This window comes from Rhodobacteraceae bacterium M385 (assembly GCA_025141835.1).
Taxonomy (GTDB): domain Bacteria; phylum Pseudomonadota; class Alphaproteobacteria; order Rhodobacterales; family Rhodobacteraceae; genus Gymnodinialimonas.
The window spans coordinates 2,736,703-2,762,244 of sequence record CP081102.1; the positions used below are offsets into that span (position 1 = coordinate 2,736,703).

At 61.1% G+C, this 25,542-nt stretch carries 20 protein-coding genes and 1 tRNA gene; 15 read left to right on the forward strand and 6 right to left on the reverse strand.

Annotated elements, in window-relative coordinates:
* Positions 1 to 17: 17 nt before the first annotated feature.
* Positions 18 to 785, reverse strand: coding sequence for an NAD kinase (locus tag K3728_13360; GenBank protein ID UWQ94683.1), 768 nt, complete (start codon positions 783 to 785; stop codon positions 18 to 20).
* A 195-nt stretch (positions 786 to 980) separates the two neighbouring features.
* Here K3728_13360 and K3728_13365 point away from each other — a divergent pair, with 195 nt between their 5' ends.
* Entirely contained in the window at positions 981 to 2,276 is a 1,296-nt protein-coding gene (locus K3728_13365; protein UWQ94684.1) for a serine hydroxymethyltransferase, read from the forward strand.
* A gap of 125 nt (positions 2,277 to 2,401) precedes the next feature.
* On the opposite strand, the gene K3728_13370 is transcribed toward K3728_13365, so the two are convergent.
* The 3 genes from K3728_13370 to K3728_13380 all read right to left on the reverse strand — a co-directional run bounded on the left by K3728_13370 (position 2,402) and on the right by K3728_13380 (position 4,065).
* The gene (locus K3728_13370; GenBank protein UWQ94685.1) at positions 2,402 to 2,677 is read right to left on the reverse strand and encodes a hypothetical protein; all 276 of its coding nucleotides are present in this window, start codon (positions 2,675 to 2,677) and stop codon (positions 2,402 to 2,404) included.
* 24 nt (positions 2,678 to 2,701) lie between these two features.
* Entirely contained in the window at positions 2,702 to 3,379 is a 678-nt protein-coding gene (locus K3728_13375) for a PspA/IM30 family protein (protein ID UWQ94686.1), read from the reverse strand.
* Between the two features lie 86 nt (positions 3,380 to 3,465).
* The gene (locus tag K3728_13380; protein UWQ94687.1) at positions 3,466 to 4,065 is read right to left on the reverse strand and encodes a TetR/AcrR family transcriptional regulator; all 600 of its coding nucleotides are present in this window, start codon (positions 4,063 to 4,065) and stop codon (positions 3,466 to 3,468) included.
* A gap of 258 nt (positions 4,066 to 4,323) precedes the next feature.
* Between K3728_13380 and K3728_13385 the strand changes: the two genes are divergently transcribed.
* The gene (locus K3728_13385) at positions 4,324 to 5,370 is read left to right on the forward strand and encodes a fatty acid desaturase (protein UWQ94688.1); all 1,047 of its coding nucleotides are present in this window, start codon (positions 4,324 to 4,326) and stop codon (positions 5,368 to 5,370) included.
* Positions 5,371 to 5,424: 54 nt separating this feature from the next.
* On the opposite strand, the gene K3728_13390 is transcribed toward K3728_13385, so the two are convergent.
* On the reverse strand, positions 5,425 to 6,036 hold the full coding sequence (locus K3728_13390; protein ID UWQ94689.1) for a TetR/AcrR family transcriptional regulator: 612 nt from the start codon (positions 6,034 to 6,036) through the stop codon (positions 5,425 to 5,427).
* 118 nt (positions 6,037 to 6,154) lie between these two features.
* Between K3728_13390 and K3728_13395 the strand changes: the two genes are divergently transcribed.
* The 7 genes from K3728_13395 (at position 6,155) to K3728_13425 (ending at position 12,755) form a co-directional block, all read left to right on the forward strand.
* A complete protein-coding gene (locus tag K3728_13395) occupies positions 6,155 to 6,403 on the forward strand; it encodes a hypothetical protein (GenBank protein UWQ94690.1) in 249 nt (82 codons plus the stop codon).
* A gap of 87 nt (positions 6,404 to 6,490) precedes the next feature.
* The gene (locus K3728_13400; protein ID UWQ94691.1) at positions 6,491 to 7,777 is read left to right on the forward strand and encodes a homoserine dehydrogenase; all 1,287 of its coding nucleotides are present in this window, start codon (positions 6,491 to 6,493) and stop codon (positions 7,775 to 7,777) included.
* Positions 7,778 to 7,801: 24 nt separating this feature from the next.
* A complete protein-coding gene (locus tag K3728_13405) occupies positions 7,802 to 9,226 on the forward strand; it encodes an alkaline phosphatase family protein (protein ID UWQ94692.1) in 1,425 nt (474 codons plus the stop codon).
* 111 nt (positions 9,227 to 9,337) lie between these two features.
* A complete protein-coding gene (glpX, locus tag K3728_13410; GenBank protein ID UWQ94693.1) occupies positions 9,338 to 10,300 on the forward strand; it encodes a class II fructose-bisphosphatase in 963 nt (320 codons plus the stop codon).
* A gap of 4 nt (positions 10,301 to 10,304) precedes the next feature.
* Positions 10,305 to 10,862, forward strand: a complete 558-nt coding sequence (locus tag K3728_13415) for a cysteine hydrolase (protein ID UWQ94694.1) — start codon at positions 10,305 to 10,307, stop codon at positions 10,860 to 10,862.
* On the forward strand, positions 10,859 to 12,604 hold the full coding sequence (gene recJ / locus K3728_13420; GenBank protein UWQ94695.1) for a single-stranded-DNA-specific exonuclease RecJ: 1,746 nt from the start codon (positions 10,859 to 10,861) through the stop codon (positions 12,602 to 12,604). Before K3728_13415 ends, recJ begins: the two co-directional genes overlap by 4 nt.
* 76 nt (positions 12,605 to 12,680) lie before the next feature.
* Positions 12,681 to 12,755 (forward strand) — tRNA-Glu (locus K3728_13425).
* A 51-nt stretch (positions 12,756 to 12,806) separates the two neighbouring features.
* On the opposite strand, the gene K3728_13430 is transcribed toward K3728_13425, so the two are convergent.
* Positions 12,807 to 14,414, reverse strand: coding sequence for an alpha-glucosidase (locus tag K3728_13430; GenBank protein UWQ94696.1), 1,608 nt, complete (start codon positions 14,412 to 14,414; stop codon positions 12,807 to 12,809).
* A gap of 285 nt (positions 14,415 to 14,699) precedes the next feature.
* On the opposite strand from K3728_13430, the gene glgB reads away from it, so the two are divergent.
* The 6 genes from glgB (at position 14,700) to K3728_13460 (ending at position 25,456) form a co-directional block, all read left to right on the forward strand.
* The gene (gene glgB / locus K3728_13435; GenBank protein ID UWQ94697.1) at positions 14,700 to 16,571 is read left to right on the forward strand and encodes a 1,4-alpha-glucan branching protein GlgB; all 1,872 of its coding nucleotides are present in this window, start codon (positions 14,700 to 14,702) and stop codon (positions 16,569 to 16,571) included.
* A gap of 25 nt (positions 16,572 to 16,596) precedes the next feature.
* A complete protein-coding gene (glgC, locus tag K3728_13440) occupies positions 16,597 to 17,862 on the forward strand; it encodes a glucose-1-phosphate adenylyltransferase (protein UWQ94698.1) in 1,266 nt (421 codons plus the stop codon).
* Positions 17,862 to 19,280: a glycogen synthase GlgA gene (gene glgA / locus K3728_13445; protein UWQ94699.1), complete on the forward strand. Its 1,419-nt coding sequence runs from the start codon at positions 17,862 to 17,864 to the stop codon at positions 19,278 to 19,280. Before glgC ends, glgA begins: the two co-directional genes overlap by 1 nt.
* The gene (gene glgX / locus K3728_13450) at positions 19,273 to 21,366 is read left to right on the forward strand and encodes a glycogen debranching protein GlgX (GenBank protein UWQ94700.1); all 2,094 of its coding nucleotides are present in this window, start codon (positions 19,273 to 19,275) and stop codon (positions 21,364 to 21,366) included. Before glgA ends, glgX begins: the two co-directional genes overlap by 8 nt.
* Positions 21,356 to 22,987 carry an alpha-D-glucose phosphate-specific phosphoglucomutase gene (locus K3728_13455; GenBank protein UWQ94701.1) on the forward strand — a complete coding sequence of 544 codons (1,632 nt, stop codon included), beginning with the start codon at positions 21,356 to 21,358 and terminating at the stop codon, positions 22,985 to 22,987. The genes glgX and K3728_13455 overlap by 11 nt, the downstream gene beginning before the upstream one ends.
* An 87-nt stretch (positions 22,988 to 23,074) precedes the next feature.
* Positions 23,075 to 25,456 carry a glycogen/starch/alpha-glucan phosphorylase gene (locus K3728_13460; protein ID UWQ94702.1) on the forward strand — a complete coding sequence of 794 codons (2,382 nt, stop codon included), beginning with the start codon at positions 23,075 to 23,077 and terminating at the stop codon, positions 25,454 to 25,456.
* Positions 25,457 to 25,542 lie beyond the last annotated feature (86 nt).

A 25,542-nucleotide genomic window follows, 5' to 3' on the forward strand; every position in this document is an offset into this window, starting at 1 on the left:
ACCTGCGCTCCTTTGGCCTACTGGAACTGCTCCTGCAACAATCTTTCCTCTAGCCCATGGCCGGGATCGAATAGAATGCGGTGTTCTACGCTCGGCTCGGACCGAATTTCCACCGCAGCCACCCCTTTGACGGATCGGCTGTCTGCATCCGCCATCACCGGGCGTTTTGCGGCCTCGACCACCTCGATCCGCACCACGGCAGATTTGGGCAACAAGGCCCCCCGCCAGCGCCGGGGGCGGAAGGCGGCAACAGCTGTCATGGCCAACACCTCGGACCCAATAGGTAAAATCGGACCGTGGGCCGAGTAGTTATAGGCCGTGGACCCCGCCGGAGTGCTGACCAATGCGCCGTCGCAAACCAATTCTTCCATGCGCAACTTACCGTCCACGACGATCCTTAGTTTGGCCGCCTGTGGCCCCTCTCTCAGAAGGCTCACCTCATTAATCGCCAGCGCGTCCACGGTGGAGCCGTCCACGCATTCTGCCCGCATATGCAGGGGGTTAATCACTGCTTCCTCGGCCGCTTCCAGCCGCGCAATCAGGTCTTCCTCACTATAACTGTTCATCAAGAACCCGACCGTGCCCCGGTTCATGCCGTAGACAGGCGCAGGCAGGGCTTGGGTGCCGTGCAAGGTGGATAACATGAAGCCATCGCCGCCTAAGGCCACGATCACATCAGCATCCTTGGGCGAGAAATTCCCGTACCGCTGTTCCAGCGCCGTTTTCGCCGTTTGGGCCATCGGCGTATCGGACGCCAGAAACGCAATGTTGCGCGCAGAGGGCATCAAGACCCCTTTCGATCAATGGTTTACCCTTCGACCATTGCCCGCGCCTATAGGAAACACAATGCTCATCACGACAACATCGGCACCGCAAATGCCGCATTTCCTTGTCACAGCGCCGTAATCCGGGCTTTCCCGGCCCGTCGATCTGCCATACATCGCTGGCCAGACAATCACTGCCATGCAGGAGCACCCGCCATGACCGCCTCCCACACCGACGCGGGCTTTTTCACCGAAAGCCTCGAGTCCCGTGACCCCGAAATCTTCGCCGCGACCCGTCAGGAGCTTGGCCGTCAGCGCGACGAGATCGAGCTGATCGCCTCCGAGAACATCGTCTCCGCCGCCGTGATGGAGGCCCAGGGCGGCGTGATGACCAACAAATACGCCGAAGGTTATCCGGGGCGTCGCTACTACGGCGGCTGCCAATACGTTGATATCGCCGAAGAACTGGCGATCGACCGTGCCAAGCAGCTGTTCGGCTGTGACTTCGCCAATGTGCAGCCCAACTCTGGCTCTCAGGCGAACCAAGGTGTGTTTACCGCGCTGTTGCAGCCCGGCGATACGATCCTTGGCATGTCGCTCGATGCCGGTGGTCATCTGACCCACGGCGCGCGGCCAAACCAGTCGGGCAAGTGGTTCAATGCCGTGCAATACGGCGTGCGCCAGGACACTCTGGATGTAGACTACGACCAAATCGCTGCGCTGACGGCGGAACATAAGCCCAAAATGATCATCGCAGGCGGCTCTGCCATCCCTCGGATCATTGATTTCAAGCGGATGCGCGAGATTGCCGATACCGTCGGCGCGTATCTGATGGTGGACATGGCGCATTTCGCAGGCATGGTCGCGTCGGGCCATTACCCCTCGCCCTTCCCCCACGCCCATGTCGCCACGACCACGACCCACAAAACCCTGCGCGGACCCCGTGGCGGTATGATCGTGACCAACGACGAAGCCATCGCGAAGAAGGTTAACTCGGCCATTTTCCCCGGCATCCAGGGCGGCCCGTTGATGCATGTCATTGCCGGTAAAGCCGTGGCCTTTGGCGAGGCGCTTCGCCCCGAGTTCAAGGACTACCAAGCTCAAGTGATCGCCAACGCTCAGGCACTGGCCGACCAGCTGGTTAAAGGCGGGTTGAACATCGTTACCGGCGGCACCGACACGCACCTGATGCTGGTCGATTTGCGCGCCAAAGGTGTGAAGGGCAACGCGACGGAAAAAGCGCTGGGTCGCGCCCACATCACCTGTAACAAGAACGGCATCCCGTTTGACACCGAAAAGCCCATGGTCACCTCTGGCCTGCGCCTTGGCTCCCCCGCTGGCACGACCCGCGGATTTGGCGAGGCCGAGTTCCGCCAGATCGCCGATTGGATCGTTGAAGTGGTCGATGGTCTGGCCGCGAACGGCGAGGACGGCAATGACGCGGTCGAGGCGAAAGTCCGCGCCGAAGTGCAGCAGATGTGTGACCGTTTCCCGATCTACCCGAACCTCTGAGGATTTCGGATTGATATACCATTGATATACCCCATCGCGGGTTAACAATGGTTAACGGTGCAAAGTTGGGCCGCCGAGGTGTCATCCTCGGCGGCCCTTTTCATTGGGGTCCGGCAGGGCTGGTGTTAAGCGTCTTCTTTAAGCGCGTCTTCCAACAGCTTCTCGTTTCGCGCGTCTTCAATCTTGCGCAAACGATCGTCGCTGAAGCGCATGTCGAAGCGATATTTCACCACGTTAATCAGACTTAGGGTCAAGAGCAAAATGCCCATCGCCCAGTAGCCCTTCGTGGCCAGCGGCACGTCTGTGGACAGCCAAAGCGACAAGCCAAGCAGGCCGTACGCGATCGCGACGCCAAGGAAATTCAGGTTCATAATCAGGGTGTTATGGTGACGATCAATCATAGGTCTTCTCCTGTTAAGGTTTGGTTATTTGTCGGCGCGCAGACGTTGCAGAACGTCCTGAGCGGTTGATTTCAGGGGGGCGCCATAGCCTGCGGCGCTAAGGCGTTCGGTCATGTCCGAGCGGTCCAGCCCCTCGTCGATTTCGCGCAGGATCTGCGTCTGCTCGAATGGATCATCGCGGTTCAGGACGCGGGCAATTAGTTCCTCCGCCTCTTCAAATGCGGTGTCTTGGGAAACGTGGCGGCCCAGATGCTTTTGAATATCGGCTTCTTTCTTCGCTGCCCGGGCCGCGATAGCGCCTTGTTTTAAATCAGTAATCCGCCGTGTCGCGCCTTCCACAGAATGGCGCAGCTTCAATATGCGCGTCTCCAGACGCTCGACCGTGGTGTGGCGCAGGGTCAGCTCGTTTTCCAACTGCGCAATCGCGCCCGCCGCCTCTGTCGCCATGTCCTCGCGGCCATCGACCAGCGCCAATTTTGCGCGCTGGGTCAGGTCCGCAATCCGGTTTGAAAGCGCCTCTACCTGCCGCGCTTCCGAGCGTTCGCGCTGGATCAGCGACGCCAGAGAGAACTTGGCCGCCTTCAGGCTCGCGTCGGCCTCGCGGATTTTTTGGTCAATTAATTCAATGCTGTAATGGTCCCGCACCCGCTCTTCTGCGCGGGCATTGGCGCCATTCACCAAGGTTGTCAGAGTTTTGAACATCTTCGCTCTCCAATTAATGAACATCGTTCACAAATTGGGTATAGGCGGAAACATGAACAGTGTTCAAGAAATATTTTGAACGGCGTTCATTTATTTTGACCGACCTGCTCCAGAAGCAAGCGGATCATGGTCTTTAGTTGCTCTCCCGGCACGCCGGAAATGCGGTTTTCCAGGCCCAAAAGCACGATTCCGTGGACGCTGGAAAACAATGTGCGAGTCATCAGATCCAATTCGGAGGCGTTAGAATCGGGGAAGATTTCGGTCAAAGGCTCTGTAATGTAAGCAAAAAGCTGCCCCATCGCGGTGCCGTACCATTTTGGCACCGGCCCATCGCTGCGCATTTCCACATCAAAAAGGGCGCGCCACAGCTTTGGATGTGTACGCGCAAATTCCAAGTAAGCGTGAGACATGGCAATCAGCCGCGCGTTGGGCGGCTGTCCCTGCCCTTGCGCCACAGCCTCGGCCACTGATGCGCCTAACCGGGTGAAGGTGCGCCCGTTAACTTCCAAGGTTAACGCGTTAAGGTCTTCAAAATGCGTATAAATTGCGCCCACGGCACATCCGGCCTGCCGCGCCAACTCCCGCGCACGCAGCGATGCAAGCCCCTCTGCCTCGATCTGCGCCTCGGCCAAATCAATCAGCTTTTCCCGCAGTGCCGCTTTGCGCGCCTCAACTTTTCCCGCCATCGCCAAGCCCTCTTTGAACGCCGTTCAAACCACTATCAGCGCCAGAGAGGCAAGGAAAACCCCAATTTTCTTTGGGCTGAATTCTGCGCAGTTATAGGGTCTTCCGTGCCATTGTTGCGACGTTGCGTTTACCATGGCAGTTTAAAACCGCTCGCCAGATACCTATCTTTGTTGGGCTAAGACGACACCAACCGAACGCCAAGCGTTAACCTCAAAAGATCCAATTTTAACAACCCCTTCGAGACCTGGACCGGCCCCATGCATGCCACATCGTCCCTTCCCGAGATCACCCCAACCTACCGTCAAGAGGCGGAGCGAGAGATTCGCCGCTTCACCCGCGACTGGACAAAACGCGACAACCGACTGGCTGCGATCAGCTATTTCGGCACGCTCGCCGCATATTTCGTAACGCTCGCTTTGGCGTTGTGGGCGTGGCCGATGGCGTGGTTGGTGGTCCCGTTGATCGTGGTTAACGCCTTCACCGGCGTGCGCCTATACGTGTTGCAGCACGACATGGGCCATAACTCCCTTTTCACGACGTCAAAGCTAAATACTGTTGCAGGTCATGGGCTTAGCATCTTCACCCTGACGCCGTTCTCGGTCATGCAGCATAACCACAACGCCCATCACAGCCATCTGGGCAACCTCGAAGAGCGCGATACGACCGAGATTTTCACCATGACCGTTGCCGAATGGCAGGACGCTAGTCCCTGGACGCGCCTGTGGTATCGGCTCTATCGCAATCCCGCGCTGATGGTGCCGTTTGGCGGCGTGTTTACCTATGCGCTGGCCTACCGTTGGCCCAAGAACACTGCGAAAGTCGCGCCCGTGCAGGTCAGCTTGCACAATCTGGGCCTTGCCCTTTGGATCGCAGCCCTATGGGCCGTCGCGGGCGTGCCCGCTCTGATTATCTATGCAGGCACAGTGTTTACCGCCGGGTGCATCGGGGTTTTCCTTGTGTATCTGCAACATAATTTTGAGGATACTTGGTGGGATCGAAAGCCCGATCTGAACCCGGCCCGCGCCGCCCTTCAGGGATCATCGGCGCTGGATCTGGGGTGGTGGTTTGATTTGGCGGTCGCGAACATCACCTATCATGATATTCACCACTTCAACGCCAATATTCCCAGCTACCGCCTGCGTCGCTGCCACCTAGCCCTGCGCGAGAAATATGACGTGCAAACAATCGGTTGGGCCGAGGCGTTGCGCTCTTTCACCTTGAAGCTATGGGACGAGAAGCAAGAGCGTTTAGTGCCTTTCCCCAAGCGCCGCCCCACGCCCTCCTCCGCGATACCGGCTGAATAGCCAAGCGCCATTCGCCCCGCCTTCGTGGCAACGCGGCTCGCTGAGCGGCTCCCTTCAGGGGGCCCGAAGCGGGGCGCCCCCGCTCGCCGTGCCCACGGCGCGGCGCACCATGTCCCAATAGATCACCTCCACATCGGCCCGCGTCAGGCGGCCGTCGTCCCGGAACCAAGTGGTCACGCCGGTCAGCATGGAAATCAGCCCCATCGTCGCCAACCGCAGGTCCGCCACGTCAAAAACGCCATCGGCCACCCCGGCACGCAGGATATTCTCCAACCGCGCCTCGTAGCTGCCGCGCAGCTTTTCGATCACCGCAAAGTTCTCGGGCGTCAGGTTGCGAAGTTCCATATAGGCGATGAAAACAAGGTCCGGGCGGTCGAGGTGGAAGCGAATATGGTGGCGGGCGAAGTCCTCCAACTCGGCCAAGGGGCCACCGCCGGGCGGGCTCCAATCGGCCAGAAGCTCTTCCATATGGCCGCGCATCAGTTCGAACAAAAGCGCCTGTTTATCAGGGGTATAGAGATAGAGCGCCCCGGCCTGAACCCCCACTTCCCGCGCGATCTGGCGCATGGAGACGGCGGCAAATCCGTGTTGCGCAAACAGCCGCAATGCGACCGCGCGGACCTTGGGGCCTGTGGTGACGGAGTGACTGCCTTGGGTGCGTGCCATGGGCCATGATTATCTGAACGTACGTTCAATTCAAGCATCTTGGGGCGATCTGCTCGGGCGCTGCGCCACCGCAAACCACATCTAGACTTGCCCCCATTTGATCCGCTACCTGTTGGCTATGCGATCTGCCGCCTTCCTTTTGTGTCTTCTCACCGCTGCTTGCGGCCCCGGTATGCCGGATTTGGATGCAGACCTAAGCGCCGAGGCGCGCGCCGCTGATTACCCAAGCCTTGTCGCCCTTGGCCCCTTGCTGGCCACGGCCGATGCGCCCCTGCTGCGGAGCGCCGAGACCGAAGGCAACAGCCTGGAGGCCCGCGCCGCCGACCTGCGCCGCCGCGCCGCTTGGCTCAGGGCGATGTCCCTTTAAGCGGCACCAAGTGCAGCACTTCGTTGCAGCCTCGCCGCGAAGCCGCTACACCCGGCGCGACTGATCAAGATGCGCCCGGAGGCCCCCATGACCGACACTCTCAGACTTGGTATCGCAGGGCTTGGCACTGTGGGCATTGGCGTGGTGAAAATCGTCCAGCGTCAGGCAGCGTTACTGAAAGCTCGGACCGGCAAAGAGATTGTCATTTCAGCCGTTTCCGCCCGGTCTCGCGATAAGGACCGCGGCGCGAACCTGTCGGCCTACGCGTGGGAAGATGACCCGGTGGCCTTGGCCAAACGCGACGATGTGGACGTGTTCCTAGAGCTGATGGGCGGCGACGATGGCCCCGCCAAGCTGGCAACAGAAGCGGCGCTGGCGGCGGGCAAAGACGTGGTGTCCGCCAACAAGGCGCTGCTGGCCCACCACGGGCAGGCGCTGGCGGAGCTGGCCGAAGAAAAGGGTGCAGCCCTGCGGTACGAAGCGGCTGTCGCAGGCGGCATTCCGGTGATCAAAGCCTTGACAGAAGGGCTTGCTGGAAACCGGATCACCCGAGTCATGGGCGTGATGAACGGCACCTGTAACTATATCCTGACCCGCATGGATGAGGCGGGCCTGTCCTATCAGGAGGCCTTTGATGAGGCCGATGGCTTGGGTTATCTGGAGGCTGATCCGAACCTTGACGTGGGCGGCATCGACGCGGGCCATAAGCTCGCCCTGCTGTCCTCTATCGCCTTTGGCACGCGCGTGGCCTTTGATGATATGCGTCTGGAAGGCATCGGTGCGGTCTCCATTGATGATATCCGCCGTGCGGGTGATTTGGGGTATAAAATCAAACTGTTGGGCGTGGCTCAGATGACAGGACGCGGGTTGGAACAGCGCATGACGCCTTGCCTTGTGCCCGCGACCTCGCCGCTGGGGCAACTGGTGGGCGGCACGAATATGGTGGTGATCGAGGGCGACGCGGTCGAACAAATCGTGCTACGCGGCCCCGGCGCCGGCGAAGGCCCCACGGCGAGTGCTGTGGTTGGTGACATCTGCGATATCGCCCGTGGATTGCGCTTGCCGATCTTTGGGCAACCGGCCGCCAGCCTGAAGACCGCGCCGCCTGCGAATTCCGAAAGCCCGGCACGCTTTTACCTGCGCATGGAGCTAGTCGACAAACCCGGCGCCTTGGCGAAGGTGGCGACGGCCTTGGGCGAAAACGGTATCTCTATCGACCGGATGCGCCAATACGATCACGATGGCACCAACGCGCCTGTCCTGATCGTGACCCACAAGAGCGCCCGCCCTGATCTGGACGCCGCCTTGGCCGCCTTGCCCACAACGGGCGTGCTTGCCGATACGCCTGTGGCGCTTCGGATCGAAGACGTCTGAATTATCGCGCAGGCCGCCCTTCCCATGGTTAACCGCATCCTCGGGCCTTTGTTGATCCTGGATCATGTCGTCCGGGGCCGGATGCATCTGGCGGCTGTATTCGTGGCCCCTCCGGGGCAACCCGTCCCTCCGGTCCGGGTGGCGGGCACTGACGTGCCCGTGCAGCCGCTTCTCGCCTACGGCGCGGCGCAGCTGTGGCGGGCACGCTTCGCTGTGCGCGCTGATGCGCCCTCATTTTATGAATGGGACGGGACGCGGTTTGACCTGACCTCGGACCTCAACGGCGATCTGCGGCTGGCCTTTGCCTCGTGCAATGGCGAGGAACATGGCGACATGGACCGCGATGAAGGCGAGCGAAACGTGATGTGGGCCAAGTTGGCACAAGAGCACCGCCGCACGCCCTTTGCCCTGCTGCTGCACGGGGGCGATCAGGTCTATGCCGACGAGGTGACCCACGGCCACCCAATGTCCGAGCGGTGGCCCAACGAAATCCCCCGTGATCCCCTGCCCCACGATATCGACGAGTTGCGCGACCATCTGCGCGAGCGTTTCATGGAACGCTACACCGCCCAATTGGCGCAGGCGGATTACGCTTGGCTGGTGGCACGGGTGCCGTCGCTGGCGCAATGGGACGACCATGATATTTGCGATGGCTGGGGGTCTCTGCCGCGGTCACGGACGTACTCTCCGGTGGGGCAGACCTTGTTTGAGGTCGCGAAAGAGGCCGCATTGGCCTTCCAGCATGGCACCGTAGCGGGCGATCTGTCGCCGCGCTTTACCGACCCTGAGGGGTATCACCTGAATTGGGCCGTAGAGCTGCCCGGATTGAGGTTGCTTGGCCCCGACCTGCGATCCGAGCGCACCCGCAGGCAAGTTTTGGGCGACGGCGGGTGGGCCGACATAGAGGCGCAGGCGGGGACCCCGTATAAAGGGCGCACGCTGGTCGTCTCCTCGGTGCCGCTGTTGGGGCCACGCCTGTCGATACTCGAGGCGCTGATGGTCGTGATCCCCAAAATGCAGGAGTATGAGGACGACCTGCGCGACCAATGGCAAAGCCGTGCCCATCGCGATAGCTGGCGGCGGATGTTGCGGGCGATGATGCAGATACAGGAACGCGACGGGCAGGACGTGACGATCTTATCAGGCGAAATCCATCTTGCGACACGGGCCACAATGGCCGTGGGCAGGAGCCAAGTGCTGAACCAACTGGTGGCCTCGGGCATCACGCACCGCCCGCCGCCCCGGCTGTGGGCTCGCACCCTTGGGGCCCTGTCGCGATTGGGGGAATCGCCCCTTCCCGGCCACCGCATCCGTATCCGCCGCATCCCCGGCCAGAAACTGCGCTATGTGGCGGACCGCAATATGTTGGTGCTGGAACGGAGCGGCAGTGACTGGTCAGCAATCTGGCACTTTGAGAAGAGCGGCCCCTCTCCTGCACTGCCGATCTGACGGGCTGGCGCGGCGCTTGTTCATTTCCGTTAGCGCCCCCAGCCTTGTGGCCTCGTCCCCTGCCCGCTAATGCAGAGACATCGTTTCATTTCCTCTAAGGGACCGCGCCTGATGCCCAAAACTGATTTCAACGACCGTACGCTTTCTTTGGGCCTTGCCCGTGTGTCCGAGGCGGCGGCGATTGCCTCGGCGCTTTGGATCGGACGTGGCGACGAAAAGGCCGCGGATCAGGCGGCGGTGAACGCGATGCGCGAACAGCTTAATAAGTTGGACATCAAAGGCGTTGTCGTCATCGGTGAGGGCGAGCGGGACGAAGCCCCCATGCTGTTCATCGGCGAGGAAGTCGGCAGTGGCACGGGGCCGGACGTGGATATCGCGCTGGACCCGCTGGAAGGCACCACGCTAACCGCGAAAGATATGCCCAACGCCCTGACGGTGATCGCCATGGGGCCGCGCGGCTCCATGTTGCATGCACCTGATGTATATATGGAAAAACTGGCTATCGGGCCGGGTTACCCCGAAAACATCGTTTCGCTGGACCAAACCCCGGCCGAGCGTGTGCGCCTTCTGGCGGCCGCCAAGCAATGCACGACGGCGGATATCACGGTTTGCGTTTTGGACCGCCCGCGCCACGAGGACATGATTGCAGAGCTGCGTGAAACGGGCGCCGCGATCCGCCTGATTACCGACGGCGACGTGGCCGGTGTGATCCATTGCGCCGAGGCCGAACAGACCGGCATCGACATGTATATGGGCCTTGGTGGCGCGCCTGAGGGCGTGCTGGCCGCTGCTGCGCTGAAATGCATGGGCGGGCAGATGTGGGGCCGCCTCGTGTTCCGCAATGACGATGAAAAGGGCCGCGCGGCAAAAGCTGGGATCAAGGATCTGGATCGCATCTATTCGCGCGATGATATGGTTACCGAGGACGTGATTTTCGCGGCCACAGGCGTCACCGATGGCTCTATCCTGCCGGGCATCAAACGCGAGCCGGGGCATCTGACGACTGAAACGATCCTGATGCGCTCGAAGACCGGCTCTGTCCGGCGGATGAGCTACCGCAACCCTCGTACCTAATATCATGGCGTCTGCGCTGATCCTGATCGACATCCAGCAGGGCTTTGACAGCCCCGTCTGGGGTGCGCGCAACAACCCCGGGGCCGAGGATAATGCTGCCCGTCTGCTGGCCGCCTGGCGCAAAGCCTCGGCCCCGATTTGCCACGTGCGCCACCTGAGCACGACGCCGGGAAGCCCCTTGGTGGGCCAAGGGGCGGAAATCATGGCGAAAGTCGCGCCTATGGGCGATGAACCGGTGTTCGAGAAATCCGTTAACTCTGCCTTTATCGGGACCGAGCTAGAACAACACCTGACCCATTCCTCCATCGGGGATGTGGTGATTTGCGGGCTGACCACGCCCCATTGTGTGTCCACCACGACGCGCATGGCCGCCAACCTTGGGTTCGGCGTGCGATTGGCCCATGACGCCTGCGCATCCTTCGCGGGCAATTCCGACACCGGATGGGCCGAGGGTATGGCCGCGCTGACGCCGCAAGTGATCCACGACACGGCCATCAGCCACCTGCACGGCGAATTTGCCCGCGCGATGACGACGGACGCAATCCTGTTGGAAGGCCCATGAGCAGCTTTCTGGGGGTGGAGACTTCCCTGACGGGACGCCGGTGGGTTGGCCCCTCGGACGAAACCGAACGCCTCACCCAAACGCTGATCCAACGGGCCGATGTGGAGCCTGCCGTGGCCGCGATTCTGGCCCGGCGCGGCGTGCAACCGGAAGAGGTCACAAGTTTCCTCGCCCCTGCCCTGCGCGATCTGCTGCCCGATCCGATGAGCCTGAAGGATATGGAGTCCGCCGCCACAAGGCTGGTGGCCGCCGCCCAAAATAATGAGCGCATCGCGATTTTCGCGGATTACGACGTGGATGGCGGGTCTTCCGCCGCTTTGTTGATCTGGTGGCTGCGTGCTTTGGGGCGGAAGGCGACGCTCTATATCCCAGACCGGATTGACGAAGGCTACGGCCCAAATGATGAGGCCATGGCCGCGCTGGCCCGTGACCACGATCTGATTATCTGCGTTGATTGCGGGACGCTGTCCCACGGGCCGATTGCGGCCGCCAAGGGCGCGGATGTGATGGTTCTGGACCACCACCTTGCCACGGCAGAGCTGCCCGATTGCGTGGCCGTGGTGAACCCCAACAGACAGGACGAGGACGGGGCCAGCGGGCACCTTTGCGCGGCGGGTGTTGTCTTTATGGTGCTGGTGGATGCCAACCGCCGGATGCGGGCGACTGGTGTGCAAGGCCCTGATCTTATGGGGCTTCTGGACCTCGTGGCTCTGGCCACCGTGGCCGATGTGGCCCCACTGATCGGGGTAAACCGGGCGCTTGTGGTGCAGGGCCTGAAAGTGATGGCACGGCGGCAACGCCCCGGCCTTGTGGCCCTGGCAGATGTGGGGCGGCTGGACCGTGCGCCCACGTCGTACCACCTGGGCTTCGTACTTGGCCCCCGCGTGAATGCAGGCGGGCGGATTGGTGCGGCGGACTTGGGCGCGCGGTGCCTGTCCACCGATAGCGTGACTGAGGCCGAGAAGATCGCGGCGCAACTCGATAGCCTCAACACTGACCGGAGAGAGATTGAACAACGGGTGCGCGAAGCGGCGCTGGCGCAGGCCGAGGCCCGGGGACTGGAAGCGCCGCTGGTATGGGCCGCCGAAGATGGCTGGCACCCCGGTGTTGTGGGCATCGTCGCCAGCCGCCTGAAAGACCACACCCGGCGCCCGGCGATTGTGATCGGCTTTGACGGCGACGATGGCAAAGGCTCGGGCCGTTCTGTCGCGGGGGTGGACCTTGGCGCCTCGATCCAGAAGCTCGCGGCCGAGGGGCTGATCCAGAAGGGCGGCGGTCACAAGATGGCCGCGGGCCTGTCACTGAGTCGCGCTCAACTGGAGCCAGCGATGGAGCGGCTGACAGAATTGCTCGCCAAACAGGGCGCGGGCACCGGCGGGCCCGGAGATTTGCGACTAGACGGCACGTTGATGCCATCGGCGGCGACGCCCGAGTTAATCGAGAAGATCGAGGCCGCTGGCCCCTATGGCGCCGGCGCTCCGGCCCCGCGATTCGCGCTGCCCGCCCTTCGTATCCGCCACACGCGCCCGGTGGGAGAAAGCCATTTGAAGCTGACCCTGACCGACGGCGGCCCTGTAACCCTTGACGCCATCTGCTTTGATGCGGTGCGTTCCGGCCTTGATGAATTGCAAGCCCACAATGGCCGCGCGGTCCATGTGGCAGGTCGCGTAGAGCTAAACCATTGGCAGGGTCGCACCCGTGTTCAGCTGCGACTGGACGACGCTGCATGGGCCCCAGAATGAAGGTTCCTAAAAATACCTAAAGAATCCTCTTGAACCCCCGGCGCGCATTTTCTAAAGACGCGCTACCGCCAAGCGCGGCCCGTTCGTCTATCGGTTAGGACGCCAGGTTTTCAACCTGGAAAGAGGGGTTCGATTCCCCTACGGGCTGCCATGGCGGTGGTTTCTTTCCAGACAGATCGACACGCACCATGGCCGCCAGCGCTTAAAGCGCTGACACCTCTTTTGCATCTGCGACATAGGCAAAGCCATTGCCGGGCAGCGTGAGGGTTGTGCCGTCCAAGCTGGCCGCAAAGGGGCCGGACAGCTTCGCTGCGTCGCCCACGTGCAACGTCACAGGCTCGGGCGAGAGGTTGAACAGGCAGGTCAGCACCTGCGCCCCTACGCGCCGGAAGCCGAGGATCGGCTCGGGCAGGTTCAGGAATTCGGTCGCGCCATGGCTAAGCGCGTCGCTGGATTTGCGGAAGGCGATGGTGTCCTTGTAGAACGCCAGCACGCTGCCCTCCCCCTGCTGATCGACGGCTCGCGCGGCCTGAGGCGCCTTCACCGGCAACCAAGGTTTACCGGTCGAGAAACCCGCATTGGGCGCGTCCGCTTCCCATACCATTGGTGTCCGGCAGCCATCGCGGCCCTTAACACCGGGCCAGTAGCGAATGGCGGGCGGGTCGGTCAGCTCGTGGAATTCCATTTCGGTTTCCAGCTGGCCTAACTCCTCGCCCTGATAGATGCCAATCGTGCCCTCAAACGCCATCAACATGGCGCAAGCGAAACGGGCCATGGCGTCGTCACTGGTGGCGTATTCCGCCCAACGGCTCACTTGGCGCGGGACATCGTGGTTGGAGAAGGACCAATAGGGATGCCCGTCGGGCGCGCCCTGCTGGAAGCCTTCGATGCAGTTACGGAAGTGTTCGGCGGTGAAATCGGGGCCAAGCATGGCGAAGCTGTAAGCCATGTGAAGGCGGTCGCTGCCCTTGGTGTATTCGCCCATGATCTCGATCGAGCGGTGGCCCATCTCGCCCACTTCGCCCACCATCATGATGCCTTCATATTGGTCCGTCAGGGCGCGAAGACGTTCCAGGAAGGCGACGTTCTCAGGCCGGGTTTTGTTGTAGATGTTGTCCTGCATCCCATAGAGGTCGGTCGCCATGACCTGCGGTTTGGCTTGTGCGGGCGGGTTAGAGCGGAGCTTGGCGTCGTGAACATAGTAGTTGACCGTATCGAGCCGGAATCCATCCAGCCCCCGATCCAGCCAGAACTTCGCGGTCTCTAGGATCGCGTCTTGAACATCCGGGTTATGGAAATTCAGATCGGGCTGCGAGGCAAGGAAGTTGTGCAAGTAATACTGCCCCCGCTGTGGGTCAAACTCCCAAGCGGGCCCGCCAAAGTGGCTGTGCCAGTTGGTGGGCGGCGCACCATCGGGCAGCGGGTCGGCCCAAACGTACCAATCTGCCTTATCGTTGGTGCGGTCCTTGCGAGAGGCTTTGAACCATTCGTGCTGGTCCGAGGTATGGGACAGAACTTGGTCCGTGATAACCTTCAAGCCGAGGCCGTGGGCGACGTCGATCAGCCGGTCAAAGTCCTCGAGCGTGCCGAAAAGCGGGTCGACGGCCAGGTAATCGGACACGTCATAACCCATATCCGCCTGCGGGCTTTGAAAAATGGGCGACAGCCAAATGCAGTCTGCGCCAAGCTCTGCCACATGGGGCAAGCGCCGCGTGATTCCCGCCAGATCGCCGACGCCGTTGCCGGTACTATCCTGATAAGACCGCGGATAGATTTGATAAATTACCGCGTCGCGCCACCATTCGGCCATCGGTTTCCCCCTTGATGTAAAGTTTATGCTGGCATGAAATCCATTGTCAGACCAAGCTGTGGTTGCTGCTATTGCCTCTCATGCGACCGCTTAAGTCGCTTGCAATTGGCAAAAGGCAATGACAGAGCGGTGATGTTAGCGCTACCATAAAGGGGTGCCGAAACCGCAGACAGGGTAGAAACCGTGGCGAAAAAGACATCCCCACCCGCAAAGCCAAGCAAGGCCGCCCGAGCGACCAAGGTCGATCGCAAGCCGACAGCTCAGACGTCCCCACCGGCGGGGCCGATGATTTCCGACTTCGACGGCTACCTTCTGGGCGAAGGCACGCACCGACAGTTGTGGCGGGTTCTGGGGGCTCACGTCGGCCCCAAGGGCACGCATTTCGCCGTTTGGGCGCCCAACGCACGGGCCGTTTCGGTGATTGGGGATTTCAACGATTGGGACCCGTCCCGCGCCCCTATGGCTCAAGGCAATGCGAATGGCGTTTGGGAAGTCGTGGTTGAGGGCGCGGGCGACGGCTCGCTCTATAAGTACCACGTTATCGACGCCCATGGCGCAACCCGCCTGAAGGCGGACCCGGTGGGCTTTGGTGCGCAACATCCGCCCGAGCAAGCCTCGGTCGTGCGCGACATTGACGGCTATGGCTGGCGCGATGGCGATTGGATGAAGACCCGTGCGGAGGCCGCGGACCGCCATGCGCCCGTGTCGATCTACGAGGTTCACCTTGGGTCTTGGCGGCGCAAGTATGACGATGGCGGCAGGCCCCTGTCCTACAAAGAGCTGGCCGAAGATCTGGTCAACTACGTCAAATACATGGGCTTCACCCATATCGAGCTGATGCCGGTGTCGGAATTCCCCTTCGATGGGTCTTGGGGCTATCAACCCGTGGGCCTTTACGCGCCCACCATCCGTTTCGGCCCGCCCCACGAGTTCCGCGATTTCGTCGATGCCGCCCATGCAGCAGGCTTGGGCGTGTTGCTTGATTGGGTGCCGGGGCATTTCCCCACCGATGAGCATGGACTGGCCACGTTCGACGGCACGCATCTGTATGAACACGCCGACCCGAAAGAGGGGTTCCACCAAGATTGGAACACTCTGATTTACAACTATGGCCGCACCGAAGTCCGCAACTTCCTTGTGTCTAACGCGCTCTATTGGATGGAGGAATACCATCTGGACGGGCTGCGCGTGGATGCCGTGGCCTCCATGCTTTACCGCGATTATTCCCGTGAGGAAGGCCAATGGGTGCCCAACCACGAGGGCGGGCGAGAGAACTTTGAAGCCATCGCCTTCCTGCAAGAAATGAATGTCGCCGTGTACGGCGCGGATGCGAGCGTGATGACAGTGGCCGAGGAAAGCACTTCGTTCCCCGGCGTGTCGCAACCCGTTCACACTGGCGGGCTTGGGTTTGGCTACAAGTGGAACATGGGGTGGATGAACGACACGCTGTCGTACATGGAGATGGACCCGATCTACCGCCAACACCACCACGATGAAATGACCCGCCCGATCATGTGGCAATTCACCGAGAATTTCATCCTGCCAATAAGCCATGACGAAGTCGTGCACGGCAAAGGCTCGATGCTGGAAAAAATGCCCGGCACCCAGTGGGAGAAATTCGCAAATCTGCGCGCCTACTACGGCTATATGTGGATGCATCCGGGCAAGAAACTAATGTTCATGGGGTGCGAATTTGCGCAGCCCGAAGAATGGAGCCACGATGGCGACCTGAATTGGGATGCCGCCAGCCAACCCGCCCACGGCGGCGTGCAGACGCTGGTGCGCGACCTCAATAAACTCTACCGCGAAACCCCTGCCCTGCATGTGGGGGACTGCGTGCCGGAAGGCTTTGCGTGGATATGTAACGACCCGTCGCAATCGACCCTTGGGTTCGTGCGCTACGGCAACAAGGGCGACGCGCCCGTTGTGGTGATGTGCAACTTTACCCCGGTTGAGCGGTTGGACTTCCGTATCGGTGTGCCAAGCGCCGGGGTTTGGGAGGAAGTGCTGAACACCGACGCCGAGATCTACGGCGGCGGAAATCGCGGTAATCTGGGTGCTGTGACGGCGCAAGCCACACCCTGCGACGGACACGGGCAGTCAGTCACGCTGACGCTGCCACCACTATCAACGGTCGTACTGCGGCTCAAAAGCTAACTGAAAGGTTCGGGGAGGAACTTTGATGGAAACTAAACGACTGACACAACGCTCTATGGTGTTCGTACTTGCAGGAGGACGGGGGAGCCGCCTGAAAGAATTAACGGACCGCCGCGTAAAACCTGCCGTGCCCTTTGGCGGCAAAGCGCGGATCATCGACTTTGCCCTGTCCAACGCGCTCAATTCCGGCATTCGGAAGATGGCGATTGCCACGCAATACAAGGCGCACAGCTTGATCCGGCACCTGCAACGGGGTTGGAACTTCTTCCGGGCCGAGCGGAACGAATTCCTTGATATCCTGCCCGCCTCGCAACGCACGGGCACCGATGCCTGGTATGCAGGCACGGCGGATGCGGTCACACAGAACATTGATATCGTTGATGATTACGATGTCGATTATGTGATCATCCTTGCGGGCGATCACATCTACAAGATGGATTACGAGATCATGCTGCGCGAGCATGTCGAAAGCGGAGCCGATGTGACCGTCGGCTGCCTGACGGTCCCGCGCGAAGAAGCCTCGGCCTTTGGCGTGATGGCGACGGACGACACGGGGCGCATCACCTCGTTCCTTGAAAAACCCGCCGATCCCCCAGCGATGCCGGATGATCCAAAAAGCTCTTTGGCCTCGATGGGGATTTACGTCTTCAAGTGGTCTTTCCTTCGCAACCTGCTGGAAGTGGACGCGCTGGACCCCAACTCGACCCACGACTTCGGCCACGATCTGATTCCTGAGATCGTGAAGAACGGCAAAGCCATGTCGCACCGCTACGACCGTAGCTGTGTCCGGGCCGAGGGCGCACCCGTATATTGGAAAGATGTCGGCACCGTCGATGCCTTCTGGGAGGCACATATCGACCTGACCAACTTCACCCCCGATCTGGATTTGTGGGACAAGAACTGGCCGATCTGGACCTATTCCGAAAGCGTGCCGCCCGCGAAATTCATCCACGATGAGCGCGACAGACGCGGCGTGGCGATTTCGTCCATGGTGGCGGGGGGCTGCATCATCTCGGGCACTGAGGTGCGCAATTCTTGCCTGTTCACCAACGTCCACACCAACTCTTACGCGGTGCTCGACCATGCGGTTGTTTTGCCCAACGTGGTGGTGGAACGCTCTGCCCGGCTGCGCCATGTGGTGATTGATACCGGCGTCACCATCCCCGAAGGCCTCGTGGTGGGCGAGGACCGGGCCGAGGACGCCAAGTGGTTCCGGGTGACGGACCGCGGCATCACTCTGATTACACAAGAAATGCTCGATAAACGGGCGGAAGCCTTGGGAACAGCATAGTGACACGGGTTCTGTCAGTCGCATCGGAATGCGCGCCGCTGGTGAAAACCGGCGGCCTCGCCGATGTTGTGGGGGCCTTGCCCGGCGCCATGTCGGGCTTGGGGGATGAGCTGCGCACGTTGATCCCCGGCTACTCCGCCGTGCCGACCGGCGGCAAAGTCGTGGCACGGTTGGCCGACCTGTTCGGCGGCCCCGCCACGATCGAGGCGTTGACCCATGCAGGCTTAGATCTGTTGATCCTGCGGGCCGATCACCTGTTTGATCGCAACGGCGGGCTCTACGTGGACGCGTTCGGCACTGATTGGCCCGACAACCCGCAACGCTTCGCTGCGCTGTCCTATGCTGCTGCCCACATCGCGGCGGAGGGCGTGGGCGATTGGACGCCTGCCGTGGTCCACGGCCACGATTGGCAAGCCGGGTTCGTGCCGGAATATCTGGCCGCGATGGGCTGTAATACGCCCTTCGTGCTGACTGTTCACAACGTCGCTTTCCACGGCAACACCGGGGCCGAGGCGCTGGAAACTCTGCGCCTTGATCCGGCGCGCTTCCACGCCCATCACTATGAATTCTGGGGGCAAATCTCGGCCCTGAAGGCGGGGCTTATGGGGGCGGCGCAGATCACCACCGTGTCCCAGACCTATGCAGAAGAGCTGATGACACCGCATTTCGGCATGGGCATGGACGGCGTGTTGCGCCACCGTCGCCGCGACCTGACGGGGATCGTGAACGGCATTGATACCGATGTCTGGAACCCCGCCACGGACCCGCTGATTTCTCCCTACACGACCCTGAAGGGCAAAGCCGCCAACAAGGCCGCGTTGCAGGCCGAGTTCGAGCTTCCCAAAGCGCCGGGGCCGCTGTGTGTGCTGGTATCGCGGTTGACGGACCAAAAGGGCATCGACCTGCTCTTGGACGCGTTGCATGTGATGTTGGAGCGGGGCGGTCAGGTGGCTGTCCTCGGCTCGGGCGACCCTTCGCTGGAAGTGGCATTGTTGGAGCGGGCCGACAAAGAACCCAATCTGGCCGTGAAAATCGGCTATGATGAGGCCCTGTCCCACCGGATGATGGCGGGGGGCGATAGCATCCTTGTGCCGTCGCGCTTTGAACCCTGCGGGCTGACGCAACTTTACGGGTTGCGATATGGCACCCTGCCCCTTGTGGCTTTGACGGGTGGGCTAGCTGACACGATTATTAACGCCTCTCCCGCCGCCTTGGCGCGCAAGGTGGCCACGGGCATTCAATTCTCGCCGATCACCGCCGAGGCGCTGGCCAATGCCTTCGGGCGCCTCTGCGACCTCTATGCAGAGCGTAAGGTCTGGACGGCAATGCAACGTAACGCCATGAAGCAGCCTGTTGGCTGGGACACCTCAGCCGCCGCTTATCACGCGCTTTATGAGGCCACCGCAGGCAATGCTTGAAAACTACGCGATCGAGGCAGGTTCCCCTAACCCTTTGGGGGCAACCTTCGACGGCAACGGCGTGAACTTCGCCGTATTCTCTCGTCATGCGACACAAGTCATGCTGTGCCTGTTCAATGACGCCGGTCAGGAAACCCACCTGATCGCCCTGCCCGAGCGTACCGGGCATGTCTGGCACGGCTATATCCCCGGTATGGGACCGGGTCAGCAATACGGCTACCGCGTTCACGGCCCCTATGCGCCCAAGGACGGCCATCGCTTCAATCCCTACAAACTTGTCATGGACCCCTATGCCAAGCGCCTTACAGGACAACCGGTCTGGAATGATGCGCTTTACGGCTATGTCCATGGCGAAGATGATCTGACCTTCGACACCCGCGATAGCGCGCCCTTTATGCCGCGCTCGATCGTCACCGATCCGACGTTTAGCTGGGGTGCGGATGCCTCTCCGCGGGTTCCGATGGATGAAACCGTGTTCTACGAGGCTCACGTTAAAGGCCTGACAGCGACCCACCCCGGCGTGGAACGGCCCGGCACCTATAGCGGCATGGCTTCGCCCGCGATGCTGGATCACCTGACCGATCTGGGTGTGACCTCGGTGGAGCTTCTGCCGATCCAAGCCTTCGTGGATGACCGTTTTCTGGTTGAAAAGAACCTTCGGAACTACTGGGGCTACATGACCTACGGTTTCTTCGCCCCGGAACCGCGGTACATGTCGAATGGGTCGATTGCCGAATTCCAGCAGATGGTGGCCCGCTACCATTCCGCCGGGATCGAGGTGATCTTGGATGTGGTCTACAACCACACCGCTGAAGGGTCCGAGTTCGGCCCCACCCTGTCGTTCCGCGGCCTCGACAACGCCTGCTACTACCGATTGACCGAAGATAAACGGTACTACGTGAATGACGCGGGCTGCGGCAATTCGTTGAATTTCGACAACCCGTTCACCCTGCGCATGGCCATGGACTCACTGCGTTATTGGGTCGAGGTCATGCATGTGGATGGCTTTAGGTTCGATTTGTGCACATCCCTTGGCCGCACCGACGGCGTATTCAAGCGCGACGGGCCGTTTTTCCGCGCCATCCGCCAAGACCCGGTTCTGAACCGGGTGAAGCTGATCGCTGAGCCTTGGGACCTGGGACCGGACGGCTACCAATTGGGCGCATATCAAGCGCCATTTGGCGAATGGAACGACAAATTCCGCGATGACACGCGCCAGTTCTGGCGGGGCGACGGGGGCATGGTGTCGGCCATGGCGGCGCGGTTGTCGGGTTCTTCCATGTTCTTTGACCACGATGGGCGTGCACCCACGGCATCGGTCAACTTCATCACCGCCCATGACGGTTTCACCCTGCGCGATCTGGTCAGCTACAAAGAGAAGCATAACGAGGCCAACGGCGAGGAAAACCGCGACGGGCATTCCAACAACCACTCCGATAATTTCGGGGTCGAGGGCGAAACCGACAACGCCGATATCATCGCCGCGCGAATTCGCCGCCGCCGGAACCTGATTGCCACGCTGATGCTGTCCCAAGGCACGCCGCTGATCTTGGCCGGTGACGAGATTGGCAACACCCAAGGCGGCAACAACAACACGTATTGTCAGGACAGCGAGATCGGTTGGGTCGATTGGGAAGACCGTGACGACGGGTTTCTTGCCTTCTGCAAGGCCGCGATTGCGTTCCGCAAGTCCCACCCCGTGTTGCGGCAACGGCGGTTCCTGCACTCCAAGTCCCGCTACATCGACGGCGCGCCGGACCTGTTCTGGCGGCGCACGGACGGCAGCGCCATGCGGCAAGAGGATTGGGATAACCCCGACCTTCAGACCATCATCGTCGAGATGCGCATGGCCTCTGGTACCCCCGCCTATACCGCTCGGGGTCCTGCATTACTTGTGGTGCTGAATGTGGGCGACGCGACCCAGATCACCCATCCGCCGTTGCAGGATGGCGAAGTATGGACGCGTTGCTTTGACACCGCCCAAGATGCCCCATCGGTGCACAGTACCGAGACCCACATCGACGCCAACAGCGTCGTCGTGTTCGAGCTCCACCCCCATTCGGAAGGATCTATCCATGCAGCATGACACCGTCGCCACACAGCCCATCGCGGGCCAGAAACCCGGCACCAGTGGTCTGCGCAAAAAGACCCGCGTATTTATGGAGCCCCATTTCCTCGAGAACTACGTGCAGTCGATCATCGACGGCATTGGCGGCGTTGCGGGCAAGAATCTGGTCGTGGGCGGGGACGGGCGATACTTCAACGACCGGGCCATTCAAGTGATCTTGCGCATGTTGGCCGCCAACGGCGCTGCGGGGGCGATTGTAGGCCAAGGCGGCGTTCTATCGACGCCTGCGGCCTCTCACCTGATCCGCAAACGGGGCACGGCGGGGGGCTTTATCCTGTCGGCAAGCCATAACCCCGGCGGCATTGATGCGGACTTTGGCCTCAAGTTCAACGGTGCCAATGGCGGCCCCGCTTCTGAAGCCGTCAACGCCAAGATCGTGGAGGCAACGACCAAGATCAGCGCCTACCACATTGCTACCGCTGAGGACGTGGACCTTGGCACGATTGGCCAGACAGCCTTGGGCGAGATGTCGGTCGAGATCGTGGACCCGGTCACAGATTACGCGGCGTTGATGGACAGCCTGTTTGATTTCGACAAGATCCGGGCGCTTTTCGCCTCGGGCTTTCGGATGCGGTTCGATGCGATGCACGCCGTGACCGGGCCTTATGCGACGGCGATTTTGGAAGACACTCTGGGTGCTGCGAAGGGCACCGTGATTAACGGCACCCCCTCGCCCGACTTTGGCGGCGGCCACCCGGACCCCAACCCCGTTTGGGCCAAGACCCTGATGGATGAGATGTACGGCGACAATGCGCCCGACTTCGGCGCCGCCTCGGATGGGGACGGCGACCGCAACATGGTGGTTGGCCCGCACCAATACGTCACCCCCTCCGATAGTCTCGCGGTTCTGGCGGCCCACGCCCACCGCGCCCCGGCCTACGCCAAGGGCCTGGCGGGCGTCGCACGGTCCATGCCCACATCAGGCGCGGTGGATCGGGTGGCGGCGGCCCAGGGGATCGAATGCTACGAGACGCCCACGGGCTGGAAGTTCTTCGGCAACCTTCTGGACGCCGGCCGCGTGACCCTATGTGGAGAGGAAAGCGCCGGCACCGGATCGGACCATGTCCGAGAGAAAGACGGCCTATGGGCGGTTCTGTTGTGGCTCAACATCCTTGCGGAAAGCGGCCAATCTGTCGCTCAGATCATGGAGGCGCTCTGGCGCGACTACGGGCGCTGCTACTACACGCGCTATGATTATGAAGATGTCGAAACCGCCAAGGCAGAAACCGTGATGGACGGGTTGCGGGCGCAGCTTTCAAACCTGCCGGGCCGTGAGGTTGCAGGGCTGACGGTGAACTTCGCCGATGAATTCGCCTACGACGATCCGGTCGACGGTGCCCGCACCGAAGCCCAAGGCATCCGCATCGGCTTTGCAGGTGGCGCGCGGGCCGTGTTCCGCCTGTCGGGGACAGGCACCGTAGGGGCCACAATCCGCGTCTATCTGGAGCGTCTGGAGACCGCCGCCGATGCCCTTTCGCAGTCGCCGCAAGACGCGTTGGCCCCGGTCGTTAGCGCCGCTTTAACGCTTTCCGATCTACAAGCGTTGACCGGGCGGGATGCGCCCAACGTGATTACCTAAGGGCGCGGCCCAAAAGCGGTGCCTTTGTCTGTTAACTTCCGCAGAAACGTGGCAAGCCGTCCCTGATATCGATAAAGGGACGGCCCCATGAACGCTATGTCAGACCTCTCCTCCGACGGGATGCGCGCGCGCATCGCACAACATCTGACGTTTACAATCGGCAAGGACAAAGCCCACGCCAGCTTGTACGACTGGCGCATGGCTGTCAGCTACACTGTCCGTGACCTGATAGTGGAGCCTTGGTTCGCCGCCACGCGCCGCACCTACGAGGCGCAGGGAAAGCGCGTTTATTACCTGTCGATGGAATTTCTGATTGGCCGCATCTTGGAAGATGCGATGATTAACCTTGGCCTTCACAAACAGATCGACAGCGTCTTGGCAGAAGATGGCATCTCGCTGGCCGAGGTGGTGGAGGATGAACCCGACGCTGCCCTTGGCAACGGCGGTTTGGGCCGTCTGGCCGCTTGTTTTCTGGAATCCATGTCCACCATTGGCTGCCCTGCGTTCGGCTATGGCATCCGCTACGAACACGGGCTTTTCCGGCAGCGGTTTGAAGGCGGGCGGCAGGTGGAAACCCCTGAAGATTGGCTGAACCAACCCCATCCGTGGGAGTTTGAGCGCCCCGAAGCCGCCTACACGATCCCCTTCAAGGGCACCGTCTGGGATGGCGTCTGGACGCCTGCGGAAACCGTTTTGGCGCGCGCCTATGATACGCCCGTCGTGGGATGGCAGGGCAAATGGGCCAACACCCTGCGCCTTTGGGGGGCACATCCGACCGAGCTTTTTGACCTCGATCGGTTCAATTCCGGCGACCACACCGCCGCCGCCCATCCCGAGGCATTGGCCCGCACCCTGTCCCGCGTCCTCTACCCCGAAGATGCCACCGACGGCGGCAAAGAGCTGCGATTGAAGCAGGAATTCTTCCTTGTCTCCGCCGCTTTGCAAGACCTGCTGCGCCGGTTCCTCAGCGAATATGACGACCTGAACCTGCTGCCCGAAAAGGTGGCAATCCAGATGAACGACACCCACCCCGCCTTGGCCGGACCCGAAATGATCCGGCTTTTGATGGTGGATCACGGGTTGGATTGGGACACTGCCAAACGCATCGCCCAAGGCTGCCTGAACTACACCAACCACACCCTTCTGCCCGAGGCGTTGGAGGCTTGGTCGACTTGGCTAATGGGTCGCGTCCTGCCCCACCATATGCAGATAATCGAGCGCATTGATGCAGAGCATCAAGCGGCAACAAACTGCCCCCCTCATCTTGGGATTGTGTATCAAGATCAAGTTCATATGGGCACTTTGGCCTTTGTCATGGCATCCCATGTGAACGGCGTGTCGGCGCTGCATTCGGACCTGATGAAGCAGACGGTCTTCGCGGAACTGGACGCCGCCTACCCCGAACGCATCCTTAACCAAACTAACGGCGTGACGCCGCGCCGCTGGATGCGCCTGTCCAACCCTGCCCTGAGCAGCCTGATTACTGACGTTATTGGTGACGGTTGGGAGGCGGACCTTAGGCGTTTGGGCGAACTCTCAACCTTTGAGAACGACACCGATGTCATCGCACGTCTGCAAGCCGCCAAACGCGCCAACAAGGTGGCGCTGTCCGACTGGGTGGCCGCCAATGTTGGAGTGACCCTGAACCCCGACGCCATGTTCGATGTGCAGATCAAGCGCATTCACGAATACAAGCGCCAGCTTCTGAATGTTTTTGAAACGATCCATCGCTGGAACGCGATCCGCAACAATCCAGACGCAGATTGGACGCCACGGGTCAAAATTTTCGGCGGCAAGGCCGCACCCGGCTATTGGGTCGCCAAGGATATTATCCGCCTTATCAATGATGTAGCCGCCGTTGTTAACAGTGATCCGCTGATGCGGGATCGGCTGAAGGTGATCTATCCGGCCAATTACAATGTTTCCATGGCGCAGCGCCTGATCCCGGCCGCCGACCTGTCCGAGCAGATTTCGACGGCGGGGAAAGAGGCCTCGGGAACCGGCAACATGAAGTTCACCATGAACGGTGCGTTAACAATTGGCACGCTGGACGGGGCCAATGTGGAAATCCGCGAACGTGTTGGGGCCGAAAATTTCTTTTTGTTCGGCATGGATGCCAACGCTGTGCAGGCGCGTTACGGCGTGGCCGACCACGGACGGAAGGCGATTTTGGCAAGCCCAATGCTGGCCGAGGTTTTGCAGATCATCGCCGATGGCCGCTTCTCTGCTGAGGAACCCAAGCGATATCACGGCCTTATCGACGCAACCTGGAACCACGATCCGTTCCTTGTGGCTTCGGACTTTGATGCCTACGTCGCCACGCAGGCTGAAGTGGATGCGGCCTACAAGGACCAAACCCATTGGCAACGCCTTGCCCTTCGCAACATCGCAGGCTCGGGCCATTTCTCGTCCGACCGTACGATCCGAGGCTATATGGCAGAAGTTTGGGGGGCACGAAGCCTGCTGTAGAAGCGCCGTCTTCGGACATGCCGCGCTTTGGCCCTGCTAAAGGGCATGGCGCAAGTTTGTGCAGAATGGTTAATTGCTTCTGTAAC